This is a genomic window from Streptomyces sp. NPDC057694 (assembly GCF_042799415.1).
In the GTDB taxonomy this organism is placed as follows: Bacteria; Actinomycetota; Actinomycetes; order Streptomycetales; family Streptomycetaceae; genus Streptomyces.
In genome coordinates, this window is sequence record NZ_JBHVIX010000006.1 from 104733 (window position 1) to 124068 (window position 19336).

General features: G+C 70.0%; 16 protein-coding genes and 1 riboswitch. Of the genes, 9 read left to right on the top strand and 7 right to left on the bottom strand.

Going from position 1 to position 19336, the window contains the following annotated elements:
• Positions 1-69: 69 nt before the first annotated feature.
• From ACFVDP_RS16695 to ACFVDP_RS16705, 3 genes are read right to left on the bottom strand one after another with little or no spacing between them, the layout of a single operon-like run.
• Positions 70-1227, bottom strand: coding sequence for a cystathionine gamma-lyase (locus tag ACFVDP_RS16695; RefSeq protein WP_383489824.1), 1158 nt, complete (start codon positions 1225-1227; stop codon positions 70-72).
• Positions 1224-1724 (bottom strand): low molecular weight protein-tyrosine-phosphatase, encoded by a 501-nt coding sequence (locus tag ACFVDP_RS16700; RefSeq protein ID WP_383489826.1) that lies wholly within the window; start codon positions 1722-1724, stop codon positions 1224-1226. Before ACFVDP_RS16700 ends, ACFVDP_RS16695 begins: the two co-directional genes overlap by 4 nt.
• Positions 1725-1733: 9 nt before the next feature.
• Positions 1734-2111 carry a phage holin family protein gene (locus tag ACFVDP_RS16705; RefSeq protein WP_383489828.1) on the bottom strand — a complete coding sequence of 126 codons (378 nt, stop codon included), beginning with the start codon at positions 2109-2111 and terminating at the stop codon, positions 1734-1736.
• 71 nt (positions 2112-2182) lie between these two features.
• Between ACFVDP_RS16705 and ACFVDP_RS16710 the strand changes: the two genes are divergently transcribed.
• The 4 genes from ACFVDP_RS16710 to ACFVDP_RS16725 all read left to right on the top strand — a co-directional run bounded on the left by ACFVDP_RS16710 (position 2183) and on the right by ACFVDP_RS16725 (position 4396).
• On the top strand, positions 2183-2500 hold the full coding sequence (locus tag ACFVDP_RS16710; protein ID WP_111663088.1) for a cupin domain-containing protein: 318 nt from the start codon (positions 2183-2185) through the stop codon (positions 2498-2500).
• Positions 2501-2666: 166 nt separating this feature from the next.
• Positions 2667-2885 carry a DUF5326 family protein gene (locus ACFVDP_RS16715; protein WP_383489830.1) on the top strand — a complete coding sequence of 73 codons (219 nt, stop codon included), beginning with the start codon at positions 2667-2669 and terminating at the stop codon, positions 2883-2885.
• Positions 2886-3048: 163 nt separating this feature from the next.
• A complete protein-coding gene (locus ACFVDP_RS16720; RefSeq protein ID WP_383489832.1) occupies positions 3049-3828 on the top strand; it encodes an IclR family transcriptional regulator in 780 nt (259 codons plus the stop codon).
• Positions 3829-3928: 100 nt separating this feature from the next.
• Positions 3929-4396, top strand: coding sequence for an SsgA family sporulation/cell division regulator (locus tag ACFVDP_RS16725; RefSeq protein WP_383489834.1), 468 nt, complete (start codon positions 3929-3931; stop codon positions 4394-4396).
• Between the two features lie 69 nt (positions 4397-4465).
• Here the strand turns inward: ACFVDP_RS16725 and ACFVDP_RS16730 are convergent, their stop codons facing one another.
• Positions 4466-5821 carry a YibE/F family protein gene (locus ACFVDP_RS16730; RefSeq protein ID WP_383489837.1) on the bottom strand — a complete coding sequence of 452 codons (1356 nt, stop codon included), beginning with the start codon at positions 5819-5821 and terminating at the stop codon, positions 4466-4468.
• Between the two features lie 71 nt (positions 5822-5892).
• Positions 5893-6049, top strand: a riboswitch (TPP riboswitch).
• Between ACFVDP_RS16730 and thiC the strand changes: the two genes are divergently transcribed.
• Complete coding sequence (gene thiC / locus ACFVDP_RS16735; RefSeq protein WP_383489839.1) at positions 6042-7868, top strand: phosphomethylpyrimidine synthase ThiC; 1827 nt, start codon at positions 6042-6044, stop codon at positions 7866-7868. It overlaps the preceding riboswitch by 8 nt.
• An 82-nt stretch (positions 7869-7950) precedes the next feature.
• On the opposite strand, the gene ACFVDP_RS16740 is transcribed toward thiC, so the two are convergent.
• From ACFVDP_RS16740 to ACFVDP_RS16750, 3 genes are all read right to left on the bottom strand, one after another.
• The gene (locus ACFVDP_RS16740) at positions 7951-8832 is read right to left on the bottom strand and encodes a hypothetical protein (RefSeq protein ID WP_383489842.1); all 882 of its coding nucleotides are present in this window, start codon (positions 8830-8832) and stop codon (positions 7951-7953) included.
• 183 nt (positions 8833-9015) lie between these two features.
• The gene (locus ACFVDP_RS16745; protein WP_383489844.1) at positions 9016-10107 is read right to left on the bottom strand and encodes a metallophosphoesterase; all 1092 of its coding nucleotides are present in this window, start codon (positions 10105-10107) and stop codon (positions 9016-9018) included.
• Positions 10108-10333: 226 nt separating this feature from the next.
• The gene (locus ACFVDP_RS16750; RefSeq protein ID WP_383489847.1) at positions 10334-11446 is read right to left on the bottom strand and encodes a LacI family DNA-binding transcriptional regulator; all 1113 of its coding nucleotides are present in this window, start codon (positions 11444-11446) and stop codon (positions 10334-10336) included.
• A 377-nt stretch (positions 11447-11823) separates the two neighbouring features.
• Between ACFVDP_RS16750 and hisC the strand changes: the two genes are divergently transcribed.
• The 4 genes from hisC to cydD all read left to right on the top strand — a co-directional run bounded on the left by hisC (position 11824) and on the right by cydD (position 19333).
• On the top strand, positions 11824-12903 hold the full coding sequence (hisC, locus tag ACFVDP_RS16755; RefSeq protein WP_383489850.1) for a histidinol-phosphate transaminase: 1080 nt from the start codon (positions 11824-11826) through the stop codon (positions 12901-12903).
• Between the two features lie 282 nt (positions 12904-13185).
• Positions 13186-14745 carry a cytochrome ubiquinol oxidase subunit I gene (locus tag ACFVDP_RS16760; protein ID WP_383489852.1) on the top strand — a complete coding sequence of 520 codons (1560 nt, stop codon included), beginning with the start codon at positions 13186-13188 and terminating at the stop codon, positions 14743-14745.
• A 13-nt stretch (positions 14746-14758) separates the two neighbouring features.
• Complete coding sequence (gene cydB / locus ACFVDP_RS16765) at positions 14759-15763, top strand: cytochrome d ubiquinol oxidase subunit II (protein WP_383489855.1); 1005 nt, start codon at positions 14759-14761, stop codon at positions 15761-15763.
• Between the two features lie 42 nt (positions 15764-15805).
• The gene (gene cydD / locus ACFVDP_RS16770) at positions 15806-19333 is read left to right on the top strand and encodes a thiol reductant ABC exporter subunit CydD (RefSeq protein ID WP_383489858.1); all 3528 of its coding nucleotides are present in this window, start codon (positions 15806-15808) and stop codon (positions 19331-19333) included.
• The last annotated feature ends 3 nt before the right edge of the window (positions 19334-19336 follow it).

Here is a 19336-nt window from a genome sequence, read left to right on the forward strand (position 1 = left end):
GGGGAGGCTCGGACCGTCCGTTGTACGTAGCCCGGTACTAGACGGCGGCGCCGTCGGTGTGGACGGATGTCAGTGCGCGCTCTCCTCCAGTGCCCGCAGCACGTCCGCCACCAGGTCCTCGGTGTCCTCGGCGCCCGCCGAAAAGCGGATGAAGCCGTCCGCGACGGCGTCCCCGCCCCAGCGGCCACGGCGCTCGGCGGTCGACCGGACACCGCCGAAGCTCGTCGCGTCGTCGACCAGGTCCAGGGCGTCGAGAAAGCGCTCGGCCCGCGCGCGCGTGGGCAGTTCGAAGGAGACCACGCAGCCGAAGCGCCGCATCTGACGGGCGGCGACGGCATGCGACGGGTCGTCGGGCAGCCCGGGATGGCGCAGGCCCGTGACGCGTCCGCGCAGCGCCTGTGCCACGGCCAGCGCGTTGGCGTTCTGCCGTGCCACCCGCAGCTCCAGCGTGGCCAGCGACCGGTGTGCGAGCCAGGCTTCCATCGGTCCGGGAATCGCCCCGATGATCTTGCGCCAGCGCTTCACGGAAGCGGCCCTCTCGGCGTCCGTGCAGGCGACGTAACCGAGCAACAGGTCCCCGTGCCCGGTGAGCTGCTTGGTGGCGCTGGCCACGGAGAAGTCCGCGCCGAGCTCCAGCGGGCGCTGTCCGAGCGGGGTGGCGAGGGTGTTGTCGACGGCTACCAGTGCTCCGCGCGCGTGGGCGGCGTCGGCGAGCCGGCGGATGTCGCAGACGTCGAGCCCGGGGTTGGACGGCGTCTCCAGCCACAGCAGCCGCGCCCCGTCCAGGACGTCGAGCTGGGCGTCACCGCCGGTCGGCGCGGTGCGCACCTCGATGCCGAAGGCGGTGAGCTGCTCGCGGACGAGCGGGAAGACCTGGTAGCCGTCGGAGGGGAGGACCACCGCGTCGCCCGCGCGCAGCTGCGAGAACAGCACGGCGGAGATCGCCGCCATGCCCGAGGCGAAGGTCAGACACGGGACGGCGGACGGTCCTGGTGCCTCCAACTCGCCGATGGCCCGCTCGAGATGGGTCCAGGTCGGGTTCTCGTCCCGCCCGTACGTGTAGGGCCCTGACACATCGCCGGGCAGGTGGAAGTGTGCGGCGAACACCGGCCCGGGGAGCGTGGGTTCGTTCTTCACCGGCTCGGGCAGGCCCGCTCTGACCGCCCGCGTCCCGTCACCGTGCCCCGTCGGCCGCCCCTGGCGTCCCGGCTGTCCCGTGTCCGTCACGCGGTCCGCCGCCCCTCGGCACCCTCGCGTACGGCGTCGAGGAGCCCGTCCGCCGCCGCCTCGACCATCCTCAGGCACTCCTCGAAACCGTCCATGGAGCCGTAGTACGGGTCGGGCACGTCGAGGTCGTCGGCAGCGGGATCGTAGGAACGCAACAACCGCACCTTCTCCGCGTCCCGCGGCGTCGGGGCGAGCCCGCGCAGCGTCCGCAGATGGCCGGAGTCGAGGGCGATCACCAGGTCGAGCCGGTCGAACCAGTCCCGGTGGAACTGCCGGGCCGTGTGCTCGCTGGTGTAACCGCCCTCCTGAAGCACGTGGACGGTGCGCGGGTCGGCGCCGTCGCCCTCGTGCCAGCCGTCCGTGCCCGCGCTGTCGACCTCGACGAGGCCGGCGAGCCCCGCCTCCTCGACGTGACGGCGAAAGACGTGCTCGGCCATGGGCGAGCGGCAGATGTTGCCGGTGCAGACGAAGCAGACGCGGAAGGGTGTGGTGGTCATGGCGGCGGCTCAGTCCTCGTCGGGCAGGACGAGGTTCAGCGCCCAGGAGACGACGGAGATGATCAGGCCGCCGAGGATCGCGGTCCACAGCCCGTCGACATGGAAGCTGACGTCCAGCTTCCCGGCCAGCCACGAGGTCAGCAGCAGCATCAGGGCGTTCACGATCAGCGTGATCAGGCCCAGCGTGAGGATGAAGAGCGGGAAGGTCAGCAGCTTCACGATCGGCTTCACGATGAAGTTGACCAGGCCGAAGAGGAGTGCGACGACGATCAGCGTGCCGACCTTCTTGGGCGTGCTGTCGCCGGTCAGCGTGATCTTGTCGAGCACCCAGACCGCCACGGCCAGAGCGCCCGCGTTGGCGATCGTCTTGACTACGAAATTCATCATGTGTCTGATCGTGGCAGAAGACACCGGTGACACGGCCGACGACAAGTGTGGACAGTGGGGAAGACAGGGCGATGAAGGCATTCCGGCTGGACGAACTGGAGGCGGAGCGCGCCGCCAACGACGGTGCGTACCTGCAGTTCCTGCGCGAACGGAACATGTCGGTCGGGCTCTACGCGCTGGACGCGGGGGAGCACGACCCGCAGCAGCCACACCAGCAGGACGAGGTCTACCTCGTGGTCAGCGGCCGTGCCTCGATCACCGTCGGTATGGAGACCACTCAGGTCGGACGGGGCAGCGTGGTCTACGTCCCGGCCGGAGTCGCCCACAAGTTCCACCACATCAGCGAGGATCTGCGGGTGCTCGTGGTGTTCTCCCCTCCGGAGGGCTGACCGCGGACCTGGGGATTCCCTAGGGGGCGGGTCAGGGGAGGACAAGGGCTCGCGGGCCCCCGTTCGCGGGCTCGGCGTGCCAGCATTCATGGCAGGAAGACAGAAGCGTCCCGACAAGGGGCATCGGAGGAGTCCCGGAGCGGGACACGGAGAAGGAGCGATGGCGATGCGAGAGATATTCGCGGGCATGCCGTGGTGGGTGAAGTGGGTCGCGGTGCCGGTCATCGCCCTGGTCGTGTTCGGCGGGCTGATCGCCAGCGTCGTCGGCTTCGTGGTCTGGCTGCTCTTCAAGGTGCTGATCTTCGCCGCGCTGGTCGGCGGACTGATCTATCTCGTACGGCGGTTCCTGACGGGCTCCTCGTCCTCGCGAGGCAGCGACTGGTGATCCCGGGGCGCGTCCCCGTGCGGTGAGACGGTTCGCACGACCGGGGGAAGTTTCGGTTCTGGGCCCGAACAGGCGGTGGCCAAGGGCTAAAGTCCAGAATCCGACTGCTTTGCCCCCGTGAGCCCCGGAAGCGCGGGGGGCCCATGCGCACCGGGAGTACACCTTGGCCACGGCTGATCCCGCACCCGCCACCTCGCAGACGACGCTCATCGGCTCGGTCCAGAGAGCGATGCGCCTGCTGGAAGCGGTCGCCTCGCACGATGAGGGGGCGCCCGCCAAGCAGCTTGCGAGGGAGGCGGGTCTCGCCCTGCCCACGGCGTACCACCTGCTGCGCACGCTCACCCACGAGGGATACCTCCGCAAGGAGAAGGGCGTCTTCGTTCTCGGGGCCGCAGCCGAGCGGCTGAGCAGCGGCGGAGTGCAGCAGAAACGTCGCAGCATGATCATCGAGGCCCTGGAGCACTGGCGCGACACGCTGGGCGTGCCGGTCTACTTCGCGGTCTACCGCGACGGCGAGATCGAGGTCGTCGCGGTCGCCGACACTCCGGCCAATCCGGCCGTCGAGGAATGGGCCGACTTCCGCGAGACCGGCCATGCCCACGCCATCGGCCAGTGCCTGCTCTCCCAGCTCGACGAGGAAGCGCGCAGTGACCATCTCGACCGCTATCCCGTCTCGTCCCTCACCCCGTACTCGGCCCGCGATGAGCGGGCGCTGCTGCGCAAACTGGGTTCGCTGGAGCGCATGGAGCCCGTCGTGGAGCGTCAGGAGTACGCGCTCGGCTCGGCCTGCGCCGCGTTCCCGATCACCGTCGGATCGGCCGCCGCGACTTTGGCCATTTCTCTCCCCTCACACCAGTTCGAGAAACTGCTTCCTACGGCCCGTCAGTTGCAGAGCGAGATCGGCAGGCTCGTAGGGACACTCGCCTTCTCTATCAGCATCTGAAAACTCACTCCTTGTGATCCTCCGTGTACGTTGAGCAAGATGCCAGCAGTGTCAGGAAGGTCATTCCTGGCCAATCGACGGCAAGTTGACGGGGTAGGCGATGCGCGAGTCGGTACAAGCAGTTCAGGCAGAGGTCATGATGAGCTTCCTCGTCTCCGAGGAGCTCGCTTTCCGCATTCCGGTGGAGCTCCGGTACGAGTCCACCGACCCGTACGCCGTGCGGCTGACCTTCCATCTTCCCGGCGACGCGCCTGTGACCTGGGCGTTCGGTCGGGAGCTCCTCGTCGACGGGGTCAATGGCGCGACGGGCGACGGCGATGTCCGGGTCTCCCCCGTGGAGCTGTCGGGCGACGGGATCACCACCGAGTTGCCGGGCGAGGTCCACATCAGGCTCCAAGTGGGCAGCGATCAGGCGCTGTTCCGGGCCGGGGTCGCGCCGATCATCGCGTTCCTCGACCGCACGGACAAGCTGGTCCCGCTCGGCCATGAGCAGGCCCTCGCCGACTTCGAGGCCGACCTCGACGAGGCGCTCGACCGGATTCTGGCCGAGGAGCAGAGCGCCGGCTGACTCCCCATCGGCCCGGCGCGACATCGACGTAACGCTTCAGCAGTGCGGTGCACCCGAGCAGTTCCGCGCTCACGCCTTACGTCGTCGGCCTCTGCCCCCGCGTGCAGGAGCGGTTGTGGCAGGGGCCTGAGGGCCCGCGCGGTCGGCGGAGACCACGAGGGCGGCCAACGCGGTCGTCACCGGCACAGAGGCGACCAGGCCGATCGAGCCGACCAGCGTGCGGACGATCTCCTCGGCCACCAGCTCGCTGTTGGCCACGTCCGACACGCTGCTCTGCGCGATCGAGAACAGCAGCAGCAGCGGCAGCGCCGCGCCCGCGTACGCCAGGACCAGGGTGTTCACGACCGACGCGATGTGGTCGCGGCCGATCCGGATGCCCGCGCGGTACAGCCCCCGCCAGCCCATCGAGGGGTTGGCCTCGTGCAGTTCCCAGACCGCCGACGTCTGGGTGACGGTCACGTCGTCGAGCACCCCGAGCGAGCCGATGATGACGCCCGCCAGCAGCAGGCCGCTCATGTCGATGTGCGGATACAGGCCATGGATCAGGCCGGTGTTGTCGTCCGTGTTGCCGGTCAGCGCGGCCCAGCCGATGAACAGCGAGCCGAGCAGGCCGATGAGCACGAGTGAGACCAGGGTGCCCAGGACGGCGACGGAGGTTCTGGCCGACAGACCGTGGCACATGTACAGCGCGATCAGCATGATGGCACTGGCTCCGACGACCGCCACCACCAGGGGATTCGAACCCTGGAGGATCGCGGGCAGGATGAAGAACGTCAGCACCATGAAGCTGACCGCGAGCGCGACCAGCGCCATGACGCCCCGCAGACGCCCGACCAGCACCACGGCCAGGGCGAAGATGCCGGCCAGCAGCACCATCGGGATCTTGCGGTTCACATCGGTGACCGAGTACTGCAGATTCTCCGGGGCGTCCGGCGCGTAGGCGACGATCACCTTCTGGCCCTCGTGCAGCTGCCGTGGCGAGTCCGGCTGGACGACCTCCGTGAACGTACGGCCCTTGTCCTTGCCGGTGGCGATGCGGATCGTCGCGTTCTCGCAGGTGCCGCGGGCCTGTTGCTGCGCGGCGGAGCCCTCGGCCGTCGAGGTGTCGCCGGTCGGGGTGTCCCCCGAGGCGTTCACGGACGCGCAGGAGACCTTGTCGACCTTGGTCACCGTGGCCTGCTGCGTCTGCCGGTCGAAGCCGACTCCGGTGCGCTCGTGGGGCGGGGCGCCGCCGGGCCACAGCACCGCCAGACCGACCACCACCGCCACCGAGAAGGGGATCAGGACCGCCGCGATGACCTTCCGCAGATGCCTGGAGACGGGCGCGGCCGGGCCATGGCTGTGGGAGTGGCCGTGCCCTCCCCCGGACGGGCCGTGTCCGTGGGGAGGTTGGGGCGGAGGAGGCGGCTGCTGGGTGGTGGTCACCGACCGATCATCGCAAGAACGACAGGGGCCCTCTGTTCAACGCGTCCGAAGGGGCGCTAGCGTGGAGGCACCTTTGCACACGCGGGAGCTCGGAGCACCGGGCTGAGAGGGCGCTGACCTTCGTCGCAGGACCTGTTTCACGTGAAACAGGCAGGACGAAGACGGCTGCGTCGACCGCCGAACCTGTTACCGGGTAATGCCGGCGTAGGGAGTAGGTCTCATGACCACAACGGACGCACGCACGCCTGCCTCCAACCAGGGTGAGAACCCTGACGAGGCCGGGAAGTCCATCGGCTGGCACAAGGGATATGTGACGGGCCCCGCGGGCTCGCGCCCCGATCTCAAGGTGCCGGTCCGTCAGGTGCATCTCACCAACGGGGAGTCGGTCACGCTGTACGACACCTCCGGCCCGTACACCGATCCGACCGTCGACACCGATGTCCGCCGGGGTCTCGCACCCCTCCGGGAGAACTGGATCATCGCCCGCGGCGACACCGAGGAGTACGCGGGACGCCCCGTCCGCCCCGAGGACGACGGCATCAAGCACACCTCACCGCGCGGCGGACTGCTCCGGAGCGGAGCGACTGATCTGCGCAACCTCGACGCGGTCTTCCCCGGCCGCCCGCGCCAGCCGCGCCGCGGCCGCGACGGACAGGCCGTGACCCAACTCGCGTACGCACGACGGGGCGAGATCACCCCGGAGATGGAGTTCGTGGCCCTCCGGGAGAACGTCGAGCCCGAGGTCGTCCGCGAGGAGATCGCGGCGGGCCGCGCGGTGCTGCCCGCCAACGTGAACCACCCGGAGATCGAGCCGATGATCATCGGCAAGCGGTTCCTGGTGAAGGTCAACGCCAACATCGGCAACTCCGCGGTGACCTCGTCCATCGAGGAGGAGGTGGACAAGATGACGTGGGCGACCCGTTGGGGCGCCGACACCGTCATGGACCTCTCCACCGGCCGCAACATCCACACCACGCGCGAGTGGGTGCTGCGCAACTCCCCCGTCCCCATCGGCACCGTGCCGCTCTACCAGGCCCTCGAAAAGGTCGACGGCAGGGCCGAGGAACTGACCTGGGACATCTACAAGGACACGGTGATCGAGCAGGCCGAGCAGGGCGTCGACTACATGACGGTTCACGCCGGTGTCCGTCTCCCGTACGTCCCGCTGACCGCCAACCGCAAGACCGGCATCGTCTCGCGCGGTGGTTCGATCATGGCCGCCTGGTGCCTCGCGCACCACAGGGAGAGCTTCCTCTACGAGCACTTCGAGGAGCTGTGCGAGATCCTCGCGGCGTACGACGTCACGTACTCGCTCGGCGACGGTCTGCGCCCCGGCTCCATCGCGGACGCCAACGACGAGGCGCAGTTCGCGGAGCTGCGCACGCTCGGTGAGCTGAATACGATCGCCAAGCGGCTGGGCGTGCAGACGATGATCGAGGGGCCGGGCCATGTCCCGATGCACAAGATCAAGGAGAACATCGACCTCCAGCAGGAGATCTGCGAGGAGGCGCCGTTCTACACGCTCGGCCCGCTGACCACGGACGTCGCCCCGGCGTACGACCACATCACGTCCGGGATCGGTGCCGCGATGATCGCCTGGTGGGGCACGGCGATGCTCTGCTACGTCACGCCCAAGGAGCACCTGGGCCTGCCGAACCGGGACGACGTGAAGACCGGCGTCATCACGTACAAGATCGCGGCGCACGCGGCCGACCTCGCCAAGGGGCACCCGGGCGCGCAGGAATGGGACGACGCGCTGTCCGACGCCCGCTTCGAGTTCCGCTGGGAGGACCAGTTCAACCTGGCCCTCGACCCGGACACGGCACGGGAGTTCCACGACGAGACGCTGCCCGCCGAGCCCGCCAAGACCGCGCACTTCTGCTCGATGTGCGGTCCGAAGTTCTGCTCGATGAAGATCTCGCAGGACATCCGGCGCGAGCACGGCACGGCCCTGTCGGAGAAGTCCGAGATCGAGGCGGGCATGGAGCAGAAGTCGAAGGAGTTCGCGCAGGCGGGCAACCGCGTGTATCTGCCGATCGCCGACTGAGCCGTACCGGCGCACGACTACGGCTCGGGGCCCGTGCACATCGCCCCGAGCCGAGGTCACGGCTCCGTGCTCCGGCGGACGGTCAGTCCGGCCGGTGCTCGGGGCCGCCGAAGTCCGGGCTCGTGAAGTCCGGACTGGAGAAGCCGGCGCGCTGTCCGGTGGCGGTGCCGCCACCGTCCGGGCTGCTGAACCCCGGCCTGTTGTAGCCGAGCTGGGGCATCCGGCTCGTGGCGCCGGCCCGGCCGGCGCCCAGTGAGCCACCGCCCGCGGGCGGATCGGCGAGGGCCTCCCGCAGGAACGGCAGGATGCCCCGCTCCAACAGCGCCTTGCCCCAGGCTTCCCTGGCCCGTGCCACCGCCTCGTTCGCCTCGCCGTGCGCGCTCGCCTGGAGCGAGGTCGCTCCGTTGCGCAGAGCGGCCAGCAGCAGGCACACCGCCGCGACGAGGATGCCCGCCGCGGCGAGCGTGCCGAAGACCCAGCCGGCCGTGAGCAGGGTGCCGGCGAAGTCCGGTGGCGGGTTGAGCATCTTCAGGATGTAGCCGACCAGCAGAAAGATCGCGGCGGCCGTCCCGGCGAGCACCGGGAAGAGGACGACGGCGACCGCGGCGATACCGGGCCCTGTCGTCTCCGCGACTTCACTCACGGTGGCGGCGAAGCCCAGGGGATTGCCGCCGCCGGATTCCGAGGTCGTGCCGGAGGTGCCTCCTTCTTCGAGCGGTTGGGGCCGCGGGGAGGTACGCAGATCCTCACGGACCGATATGTAGTGCTGGTACTCGGTCGCCGCGGCGGCAGTGATCAGAGCTGCCGCGTTGAGCGCCATGGTGCGCAGCTGTTCGGGGTTGAGCCGCTGGCCCACTGCGGCGAGATCAGGCCGGTTCGGTGCGGTACGCAGCGCCTCATCGAGGATCCGCTCGAACTCGGGGCGGTCCTCGTTCAGCAAATGCGGAGCGCTGTTCATGTGCATCCCCCGATGCTCCGTAGGGCTTGGTGGCCCGCATGGGTACGAGCCGTCGGGCAGAAACGGAGGGGAGCCTGCTACGGATAAGCCGATGGTAGAGCTGCCACGGCGCGCGGTGACAGGGGGTTTCCGGAAATTGGCCTTGCGGCCGGTGGAATCCTCCGTTTACCGCGCCTGCCCGATCAACTCTCAGATATCCATCGGAAGTTGCTGGACCAGGAGCTTTCCGGCCATGGTCACACCGCCGTCCATGGCGATGGCGAGTCCGCCCGCGTACACGTGCGGTCCCTCGACGGCCGGCCGGCCGGATCCTTCCTCGCCGTCGTCGCCGCCGGACTCGCCGCCGACCTGACCCAGGAGGTACGGGATCGGGCTGTGGCCGTGCACCACGCGGCTGCCGCCGAAGGCGCCGAGCAGCTCGCGCACGGTGTCGGGGCCGGACTCCTCGTCGCGGAAGGCGAACCGCTTGGTGAACTTGCGGAACAGGTCCCAGCACTCGTCCGCGTCGTTGCGCGTGAGCGTCTCGCGGATCGTGTCGTTGACGGCCTCGATGGAGTCGCCGTAGTCGAGGTACGACGTGGTGTCGGAGTGCATCAGCAGGTGGTCGTCCTCGATCTCGATCGCGTCGAGTCGGGACATCCACTGCAGATGGACGTCCTGGAGGCGGTCCATGTCGGACTTCTGCCCGCCGTTGAGGAGCCAGGCGGCCTGGAAGGTGGCGGTGCCCGCTCCCGAGTTGACGTGGGTGTCGCCGAACCGCTTGGCGCCGAGGAGCAGCAGCTCGTGGTTGCCCATGAGCGCCTTGCAGTAGCCGCCCGCCGCCGCTGCCTCCGCCGAGAGCCGCATCACCAGGTCGATGACGCCGATCCCGTCGGGCCCGCGGTCGGTGAAGTCGCCGAGGAACCACAGGCGCGCGGTGCCCGCCGCCCAGTTGCCCTCGGCGTCGATCAGGCCCTTCTCCTGGAGGGCGGCGATCAGCTCGTCGAGATAGCCGTGCACGTCGCCGACGACGAACAGCGGGCCGGGCCCCTCGGCCGCCGCCGGGGCGGGAGCCGACGCGGGCTGCGGGATGTCGGCCGGGGCCGGGTCGGCCCGGTTGACGACCGGCAGATCGCGCTCTGTCGGCGTGTAGCCGTCCGGGTACGGATCGGGATTCTCCGCTCCGGGGGCGGGCTCGGTCGTCATCACATTCGCCGGTACGTCATGGACGTACGCGGGAACGCGGAAATCACGCAGCGTCTCTGTGCGCGCTGCGGGTCCCTGACCGGCCCCCTGAGTCATCGACCCCTCCACCATTGCGCCGCCTGTGCACCGGATCGGACTGCCTGGTCGCAGCGGCCCGCGGTGTCGTGCGCCCATCATAGGAATGCGGCTCGCGCTGTGTGATGCACCAGGGGTGGTGAATCGGTGACGGGGGGCTGTTCGCCCCTCATTTCTCCCGAATTGGTGCGGACTTTTCCTTGCTGAATCCCGGGCCGTCCCGCGCTCGCGGGGCGGCCCGGGGCGGTCAGCCCTGCTTCGGGGAGCGCGGTGGGCTGACCGTGGTGCGGGACGGGCGGCGCTGTGAGGACGTCCGCACGATGAGTTCCGTCGGTATCACCTGCTCGACCGGCTGGTCGGATTCGAGGCCCTCGATGGCGTCGATGAGCAGTTGGACGACGGCCGTGCCGATGCGTCGCGGTTTGAGGGACAGGGTGGTGATGGGCGGCTCGGTGTTCGCGTACACGGTCGACTCGCTGCAGCACACGAGGAGCAGGTCCTCGGGGACGCGCAGGCCGTAGCGGCGGGCGGCGGCGAGCAGATCCGTGCCGTTGGGGTCGAAGAGGCCGTACACCGCGTCGGGGCGGTCGGGCCGGGCGAGCAGTCGGTCGGCGGCGACGGCACCCGCGCACGGATCGTGCGCGGGGTACGACTCGTAGACCGGCTCCTGCCCGATCCGCTCGCACCAGCGCAGGTACGCGGAGGTGGAGAGGTGGGTGTACGTGTCGGTGGTGGTGCCCGTGAGCAGGCCGATGCGGCGTGCGCCCGCCTCGGCGAGGTGGTCGAGGATGCCGAGCACGGCGGCCTCGTGGTCGTTGTCCACCCAGGCGGTCACGGGCAGGGTGCCCCCGGGGCGTCCGTCCGAGACGACGGGCAGGCCCTGGCGGACCAGCTCGCTGACGACCGGGTCGTGGTCGGAGGGGTCGATGACGACGGTGCCGTCGAGTGCGACGTTCGACCACACGTCGTGGCGTGAGGTGGCGGGCAGGATGACAAGGGCGTAGCCGCGGGCGAGCGCGGCCGAGGTCGCGGCTCTGGCCATCTCCGCGAAGTACGCGAATTCGGTGAAGGTGAAAGGTTCATCCCCGTAGGTCGTCACGGTCAGGCCGATGAGGCCGGACTTGCCGGTACGGAGCGTTCGGGCCGCCGCGGAGGGGCGGTAGCCCAACCTGTCGGCGACCTCGCGGACGTGGCGTCGGGTGGCGTCGGGGAGCCGGCCCTTGCCGTTGAGTGCATCGGAGACAGTCGTGATCGAGACCCCGGCGGCGGCGGCGACATCTCTGATGCCTGCGCGGCTCGGCCGGGTGCCTCTGCGGGTCGTCTCCGCCCGGCTCACCTGGTGCTTCCCTGCTGCTGTCATGGCGAGCCGATAGTAGGGCTCATGCGGCTGCATGGCGGGGGCGCATATGCCGGGGTTGACAGGCACGTTTCTGCAAGGTGATGAACCGTCAATGACCTTGGAATGTAGGAGAGTTGATGGCCATCACACTAGTACGTCACTTGTCGGCACGCATGAGCCTGCCAAGTCGACGATGTTGCGAACAGGTCTCAACTCACCTTCACGGGTGATGCGCGCCACGGCGCGAGCCACCGGCGCGCGCCAGGGTGTGGAGCGCTCCCCCTTCGCCGTACGCCTCACAGGTTCATGTGAGTCGCGGTGCGACGGCCCCATTGGGGCGGACGGCCAATCCTCTTAAGGTGAGCAGTATTGGAACGGTGGCCACAAGGAGGACTGCGGTGAGCGAGACCAACCCCAAGCTGCGTGCGGAGCTGGCGGGGATCCCCGCCTACAAGCCGGGCAGGCCCGCGGCCGTGGGGGGCCCGGTGGCGTACAAGCTGTCCTCCAACGAGAACCCGTATCCGCCGCTCCCGGGCGTCATGGAGAGCGCGATCGCCGCGGCCGGGGCGTTCAACCGCTACCCGGACATGGCCTGCACCGGTCTCATGAACGAGCTGGCGGACCGTTTCGGGGTGCCGGTGACGCATCTGGCCACCGGTACCGGCTCGGTCGGTGTCGCCCAGCAGCTGCTCCAGGCGACCAGCGGTCCGGGCGACGAGGTCATCTACGCGTGGCGGTCCTTCGAGGCGTACCCGATCATCACGCAGATCAGCGGCGCGACCTCGGTGCGGGTGCCGCTCACGCCGGACGAGGACCACGACCTCGACGCCATGGCCGACGCGATCACCGAGCGCACGCGCCTCATCTTCGTGTGCAACCCCAACAACCCCACGGGCAACGCCATCCGCCGCGCCGAGCTGGAACGGTTCCTCGACCGGGTGCCCTCCGACGTCCTGGTCGTGCTCGACGAGGCGTACCGGGAGTTCATCCGCGACGCCGAGGTGCCGGACGGCGTGGAGATCTACCGGGACCGGCCGAACGTGGCGGTGCTGCGGACCTTCTCCAAGGCGTACGGCCTCGCGGGCCTGCGCGTCGGCTTCGCCATCGCGCACGAGCCGGTGGCGGCCGCGCTGCGGCAGACGGCGGTGCCGTTCGGCGTGAGCCAGCTCGCGCAGGACGCGGCGGTCGCCTCGCTGCGCATGGAGGACGAGCTGCTCGGCCGGGTCGGCTCCTTGGTGGCCGAGCGCACCCGGGTCGTCGACGCGCTGCGGGCGCAGGGCTGGACGGTGCCCGAGACGCAGGCCAACTTCGTGTGGCTGCGGCTGGGGGAGCGGACCCTGGACTTCGCGGCGGCGTGCGAGGCGGCCGGGGTGGTCGTCCGGCCGTTCGCCGGCGAGGGGGCGCGGGTCACGATCGGCGAGACCGAGGCCAACGACATCTTCCTCCAGGCGGCGCAGGCGTTCCGCAAGGAGCTGTAGCGAGCGGTCGGCAGGACCGGGCGACGACGGCCGGCCGGAGGGCGAGAACGGCGCTCTCCGGCCGGCCGTTCGCTGTCTCCGGGCGTGCGCCTGTGGCGTTGCTCGCAGTATGGGGACCCCCCCTTCGGATCCCGACAACCAGTACGACATAATGCTTGTGAATGTGAACGCGTTCACAAGCGTGTCCCGGTTCCTCCCGGGATTTGTGGGATTAAAGGGGCAAACTGCCGCTGTGACCACAGCGATGTAAGGAGAGACGCAGTGGACTCCACCTTGTCTGCCATGGCACCGGAGACCTTGGCGCGATGGCAGTTCGGCATCACCACCGTCTACCACTTCCTGTTCGTGCCGCTGACGATCTCTCTGGCCGCGCTCACGGCCGGACTGGAGACGGCATGGGTACGCACGGGCAAGGAGAAGTACTTCCACGCCACGAAGTTCTGGGGGAAGCTCTTCCTGATCAACATCGCGATCGGGGTGGCGACCGGTCTCGTGCAGGAGTTCCAGTTCGGCATGAACTGGTCGGACTACTCGAAGTTCGTCGGTGACGTCTTCGGTGCTCCGCTCGCGATGGAGGCGCTGATCGCCTTCTTCTTCGAGTCCACCTTCATCGGTCTGTGGATCTTCGGCTGGGACAAGCTGCCCAAGAAGATCCACTGTGCGTGCATGTGGATGGTCGCGATCGGCACGCTGGCCTCCGCCTACTTCATCCTCGCGGCCAACTCCTGGATGCAGCACCCCGTCGGCTACGAGATCGACAAGAAGACCGGGGTGGCCCGGCTCAACGACATCTGGCACGTCCTCTTCCAGGACACGGCGATCTACCAGTTCGCCCACACCATCTCCTCCGCCTTCCTGACCGGCGGCGCGTTCATGATCGGTATCGCCAGCTACCTGCTCTGGAAGATCAAGAGGAAGAAGGACGCCGGCGAGGAGGTCGACCGCAAGCGCGTCATCACGCTGCGCACCTCGCTGCGGCTCGGCCTGGTCACCGCGATGATCGGCGGGGTTCTCGTCGCCTTCTCCGGCGACTCCCTGGCCAAGGTGATGTTCAAGCAGCAGCCGATGAAGATGGCCGCGGCCGAGGCGCTGTGGAGCACCGAATGTCCCGCACCCTTCTCGATCTTCGCCGTCGGTGACGTGACCAAGGGGCACAACTCCGTCGAGATAGAGCTTCCGGGCCTGCTGTCCTTCCTCGCCGACAACAACTTCACCAGTTGCGTCCCCGGCATCAAGGAGACCGCCCAGGCCGAGGCCGACAAGTACGGCGGCAAGGCCGACGACTACATCCCCAACATCTTCATCACCTTCTGGGGCTTCCGCCTGATGATCGGCATCGGGCTCACCGCGGCCGTCGCCGCGGGCGCCGGATTCTGGCTGACACGGAAGAAGAAGTGGCTGTTGCCCGAGCATCGGACGGCCGAGGACGAGTTGCCGAAGCTGATGCTCACCAACAAGAAGGAACTCGGCCCGACGCTCACCAAGTGGGGCTGGCGGGTCGGCATGGCCTCGCTGATCTTCCCCTTCATCGCCAACTCCATCGGCTGGATCTTCACCGAGATGGGGCGTCAGCCCTGGGTCGTCTTCGGCCTGTTCAAGACCGAGGACGCGGTCTCCCCCGGCGTCAGCCAGACCGAGATGGCGATCTCGCTCGCCGCGCTGACCCTGCTGTACGGGGTGCTGTTCTGGATCAACGTACGGCTGATGAAGAAGTACGCCCTCATGGGACCGGACACGGACGAGGAGCCGCCCACCAAGGATCCGACGCTGCGCGGGCCGTCGTCCGGAGACGACTCCGATGATGACGACGACGCCGACAAGCCCCTGACCTTCGCGTACTGAGAGGAGAGACGCCATGGGCCTCAACGACTTCTGGTTCCTTCTGATCGCCGTTCTGTGGACCGGCTACTTCTTCCTCGAAGGCTTCGACTTCGGGGTCGGCATTCTGACGCGGACGCTGGCACGCGACCGCACCGAGCGGCGGGTGCTGATCAACATCATCGGGCCGGTCTGGGACGGCAACGAGGTCTGGCTGCTCACCGCCGCCGGCGCGATGTTCGCCGCGTTCCCCGTCTGGTACGCGACGTTCTTCAGCGGCTTCTACATGCTGCTCGTGCTCGCTCTGCTGCTGCTGATCGTGCGCGTGCTGTCCTTCGAGTACCGGCACAAGCGACCGGAGGAGAACTGGCAGCGCAACTGGGAGCTGGTGCTGTTCGTCAGCTCGCTGCTGCTGCCGTTCCTGTGGGGAATGATGTTCGCCAACCTGGTGAAGGGCGTGCCGATCAACTCGCGGCAGGACTACGCCGGTTCGTTCGCCGACCTGCTGAACTGGCAGGCGCTCCTCGGCGGTCTCGCCTTCACCGCGATCTGCGCACTCCACGGAGCGGTGTTCACCGCACTGAAGACGACGGGCGACATCCGGGTGCGGGCGCGTGCGTTCGCCACCAAGGCGGCCGTGGCCACCCTGCTGCTGGGCGGCGGGCTGCTGGTCTGGATCCAGGCCGAGCGCGGTACGGCATGGACCGCGGTGGCGCTCGCCGTGGCGGTCGTCGGGCTCCTCGGAACCCTGGCGACGAACGCCAAGGGGCGCGAGGGATGGGCGTTCACCTGCACCGGGATCGCGATCGCGGCCGTCGTGGCGGCGATCTTCCTGGCCCTCGCGCCGGACGTGATGCCGTCCTCGCTCAATGAGGCGTGGAACCTGACCATCGACAACACGTCGTCGGGCGCGTACACGCTGAAGGTGATGACCTGGGTCGCGGGGATCATGACGCCGCTGGTCCTGCTCTACCAGGGCTGGACCTACTGGGTGTTCCGCAAGCGGCTGGGCACGAACCACATTCCGGCCGACGCCCACTGAGCCTGCCCGGCTCGACTCGCTCGATGTGAGGGTGTGTTTCACGTGAAACCGATCGACCAGCGCCTGTTCCGGTACGCCCGGGCCACTCGTGTGTTCCTGATCGCGGTGGTCGTCCTCGGTGCCGTCGGGGCGGGCCTGGTCATCGCCCAGGCGATGCTCATCGCCGAGGTGGTGGTGGGTGCCTTCCAGCACGGGTTCGACGCGGGGCGGCTCGCCACCCCGCTGCTGCTCCTCGCGGTGGTCGCCGCCGGGCGCGGCCTGGTGGCCTGGGTGACGGAACTGGCCGCGCACCGGGCGAGCGCGGCGGTGAAGTCCGAGCTGCGGGGGCGGCTGCTCGAGCGCGCCGCGCTGCTCGGCCCCGGGTGGCTCGCGGGGCAGCGCACCGGTTCGCTGGTGGCGCTCGCCACGCGGGGCGTGGACGCCCTGGACGACTATTTCTCGCGCTATCTGCCGCAGTTGGGGCTCGCGGTGGTGGTTCCGGTGGCGGTGCTCGTCCGCGTCGTCACCGAGGACTGGGTGTCGGCGGCGATCATCGTCGGCACGCTGCCTCTCATCCCGGTCTTCATGATGCTCATCGGCTGGGCCACCCAGTCCCGGATGGACCGTCAGTGGCGGCTGCTGTCGCGCCTGTCGGGGCACTTCCTGGACGTGGTCGCGGGCCTGCCGACCCTGAAGGTGTTCGGGCGCGCCAAGGCGCAGGCCGACTCCATCCGCAAGATCACCGGCGAGTACCGCCGGGCGACGATGCGCACCCTGCGGATCGCCTTCCTGTCGTCGTTCGCGCTGGAGCTGCTCGCGACGCTGTCGGTCGCGCTGGTGGCCGTCACCATCGGCATGCGGCTCGTGCACGGCGAGATGGACCTGTACGTGGGCCTGGTGATCCTCGTCCTCGCGCCCGAGGCGTATCTGCCGCTGCGCCAGGTGGGCGCCCAGTTCCACGCGGCGGCCGAGGGACTCGCGGCGGCGGAGGAGATCTTCGCCGTGCTGGAGACCCCGCTGCCCGAGTCCGGCACGCAGGACGTCCCTTCGGGCCGTGGCATCGCCTTCGACCGGGTGTCGGTCCGCTACGAGGGAAGGGACGCGGACGCGGTCTCCGGTCTCTCCTTCGAGGTGGCCGAGGGGGAGACGGTCGCGCTCGTGGGGCCCAGCGGGGCCGGCAAGTCGACCCTGCTGACCGCGCTGCTCGGCTTCGTCCGTCCCTCGGGCGGGCGGGTCCTGGTGGGCGGCGCCGATCTGGCGGACGTGTCGCGGGAGGCGTGGCACGCGCGCGTGGCGTGGGTTCCGCAGCGCCCGCAGCTGTACGCCGGGTCGATCGCCGACAACGTACGGCTCGCGCGACCCGACGCCGACGACGCGGCGGTGCTGGATGCCCTGCGGGACGCCGGCGCCCTGGAGTTCGTGGAGGAGCTGCCCGCGGGTGTGGCCACCGTGCTCGGCGAGGACGGGGCCGGGCTCTCGGCAGGACAGCGGCAACGGCTCGCGCTGGCCCGTGCGTTCCTCGCCGACCGGCCCGTGGTGCTGCTCGACGAGCCGACGGCCGCGCTGGACGGCGGCACCGAGGCGGGCATCGTCGAGGCGGTGCGCAGGCTCGCCGTGGGACGGACCGTGCTGCTCGTCGTGCACCGGCCGGCGCTGCTCGCGGTCGCCGACCGGGTGGTGCGGATCGAGGCACCGGGCACGGAGCCGACCGGCCCGGCCGCGGCTGCCCCGGCGTCCGCGGCGGTGCCCGCGCAGGTGGTGCGGCAGGTCACCGAGCAGGCCCGGGAAGTGCGGGACGAGCAGGCGGCGCGCGGTCACGTCCTCGCCCGGCTCCGGGCCGCCGCCCGCCCCCGCCGCTCGCGGCTGCTGCTCGCGCTGCTGCTCGGCGCCCTCGCGCTCGGCAGTTCCGTCGGCCTCATGGCCACCTCGGGATGGCTGATCTCGCGGGCCTCGCAGCAGCCGCCCGTGCTGTACCTGATGGTCGCGGTGACGGCCACGCGCGCGTTCGGCATCGGCCGGGCCTGCTTCCGGTACGCGGAGCGGCTCGTGTCGCACGACGCGGTGCTGCGCATGCTGGCCGACACCCGGGTCGCCGTCTACCGGCGCCTGGAGCGGCTCGCGCCCGCCGGGCTGCGCACCCAGCGGCGCGGTGACCTGCTCTCCCGGCTCGTCGCCGACGTGGACGCCCTCCAGGACTACTGGCTGCGCTGGCTGCTGCCCGCGTCCGTGGCCGCCCTGGTCGGCGTGGGATCGGTGGCCTTCACCACCTGGATGCTGCCCGCCGCCGGCGCCGTGCTCGCGGTCGGACTGCTGCTCGCCGGGGTCGGTGTGCCGCTGCTGTCCGGGGCCGTGTCCCGCCGCGCCGAACGGAAACTGGCTCCCGCGCGGGGCGTCCTCGCCACCCGGGCCGCCGAACTGCTCACCGGCACCGCCGAACTGACCGTCGCGGGCGCGCTGCCGCGCCGCACGAGGGAAGCCCGCGAGGCCGACTCCGTGCTGACCGGGATCGCCTCCCGCGCCGCTGCCGCGACCGCGCTCGGCGACGGCCTCTCCGCGCTGATCACCGGCCTGACCGTGGCCGCCGCTGCGCTCGTCGGCGTCCAGGGCGTGCGCGCCGGACAACTCGACGGGGTCTCGCTCGCCGTCGTCGTGCTGACCCCCCTCGCGGCGTTCGAGGCGGTGCTCGGGCTGCCGCTCGCCGTGCAGTACCGCCAGCGGGTCCACAAGAGCGCCGAGCGGGTCTACGAGGTCCTGGACGCCCCCGAGCCCGTACGGGAGCCCGAGCGGCCCGCACCGGCGCCGCAGGACCCCTTCCCGCTCGTCGTGCGTGACCTCGGCGCGCGATACCCGGACGGGGCGGACGGGGCGCGGGCCGCGCTCGCGGGCGTCGGCCTGACCCTGGAGCGGGGCCGCAGGGTCGCCGTCGTCGGCCCGTCCGGTTCCGGGAAGACCACGCTCGCGCAGGTGCTGCTGCGCTTCCTCGACGCGGAGAGCGGGACGTACACGCTCGGCGGGACGGACGCGTACGCCCTCGAAGGCGATGCCGTACGACGTCTGGTCGGGCTCTGCGCCCAGGACGCCCACCTCTTCGACAGCTCCCTGCGCGAGAACCTGCTGCTCGCCAAGAAGGACGCGGGCGAGGACGAACTGCGGGCCGCGCTGAGGCGCGTACGGCTCCTGGAGTGGGCGGACGCGCTGCCGGACGGGCTCGACACTCTGGTGGGCGAGCACGCGGCCCGGCTCTCCGGCGGGCAGCGGCAGCGGCTCGCGCTGGCCCGCGCGCTGCTCGCCGACTTCCCCGTCCTCGTGCTGGACGAGCCCGCCGAGCACCTGGACCTGGAGACGGCCGACGCGCTCACCGCGGACCTGCTGGACGCGACCCGGGGACGGGCGACCGTGCTGATCACGCACCGGCTCGCCGGTCTGGACGCCGTGGACGAGGTGCTCGTGCTCGACGGCGGGCGGGTCGTGCAGCGCGGCGCCTACGCCGAGCTGGCCGCCGTCGACGGCCCGCTGCGGCGGATGCGGGAGCGGGAGGGCGAGACGGAACTGCTGGTCGGTGCGGGGCCGACGACCGGCTCCGCCGGATGACCC

Coding starts and splice junctions, on each gene's coding strand:
- ACFVDP_RS16740 (WP_383489842.1), bottom strand. CDS start 8,832: ATGCACATGAACAGCGCTCCGCATTTGCTGAACGAGGACCGCCCCGAG.
- ACFVDP_RS16705 (WP_383489828.1), bottom strand. CDS start 2,111: ATGATGAATTTCGTAGTCAAGACGATCGCCAACGCGGGCGCTCTGGCC.
- ACFVDP_RS16700 (WP_383489826.1), bottom strand. CDS start 1,724: ATGACCACCACACCCTTCCGCGTCTGCTTCGTCTGCACCGGCAACATC.
- ACFVDP_RS16750 (WP_383489847.1), bottom strand. CDS start 11,446: ATGACAGCAGCAGGGAAGCACCAGGTGAGCCGGGCGGAGACGACCCGC.
- ACFVDP_RS16745 (WP_383489844.1), bottom strand. CDS start 10,107: ATGACTCAGGGGGCCGGTCAGGGACCCGCAGCGCGCACAGAGACGCTG.
- ACFVDP_RS16725 (WP_383489834.1), top strand. CDS start 3,929: ATGCGCGAGTCGGTACAAGCAGTTCAGGCAGAGGTCATGATGAGCTTC.
- ACFVDP_RS16760 (WP_383489852.1), top strand. CDS start 13,186: ATGGCACCGGAGACCTTGGCGCGATGGCAGTTCGGCATCACCACCGTC.
- cydB (WP_383489855.1), top strand. CDS start 14,759: ATGGGCCTCAACGACTTCTGGTTCCTTCTGATCGCCGTTCTGTGGACC.
- ACFVDP_RS16715 (WP_383489830.1), top strand. CDS start 2,667: ATGCGAGAGATATTCGCGGGCATGCCGTGGTGGGTGAAGTGGGTCGCG.
- thiC (WP_383489839.1), top strand. CDS start 6,042: ATGACCACAACGGACGCACGCACGCCTGCCTCCAACCAGGGTGAGAAC.
- ACFVDP_RS16710 (WP_111663088.1), top strand. CDS start 2,183: ATGAAGGCATTCCGGCTGGACGAACTGGAGGCGGAGCGCGCCGCCAAC.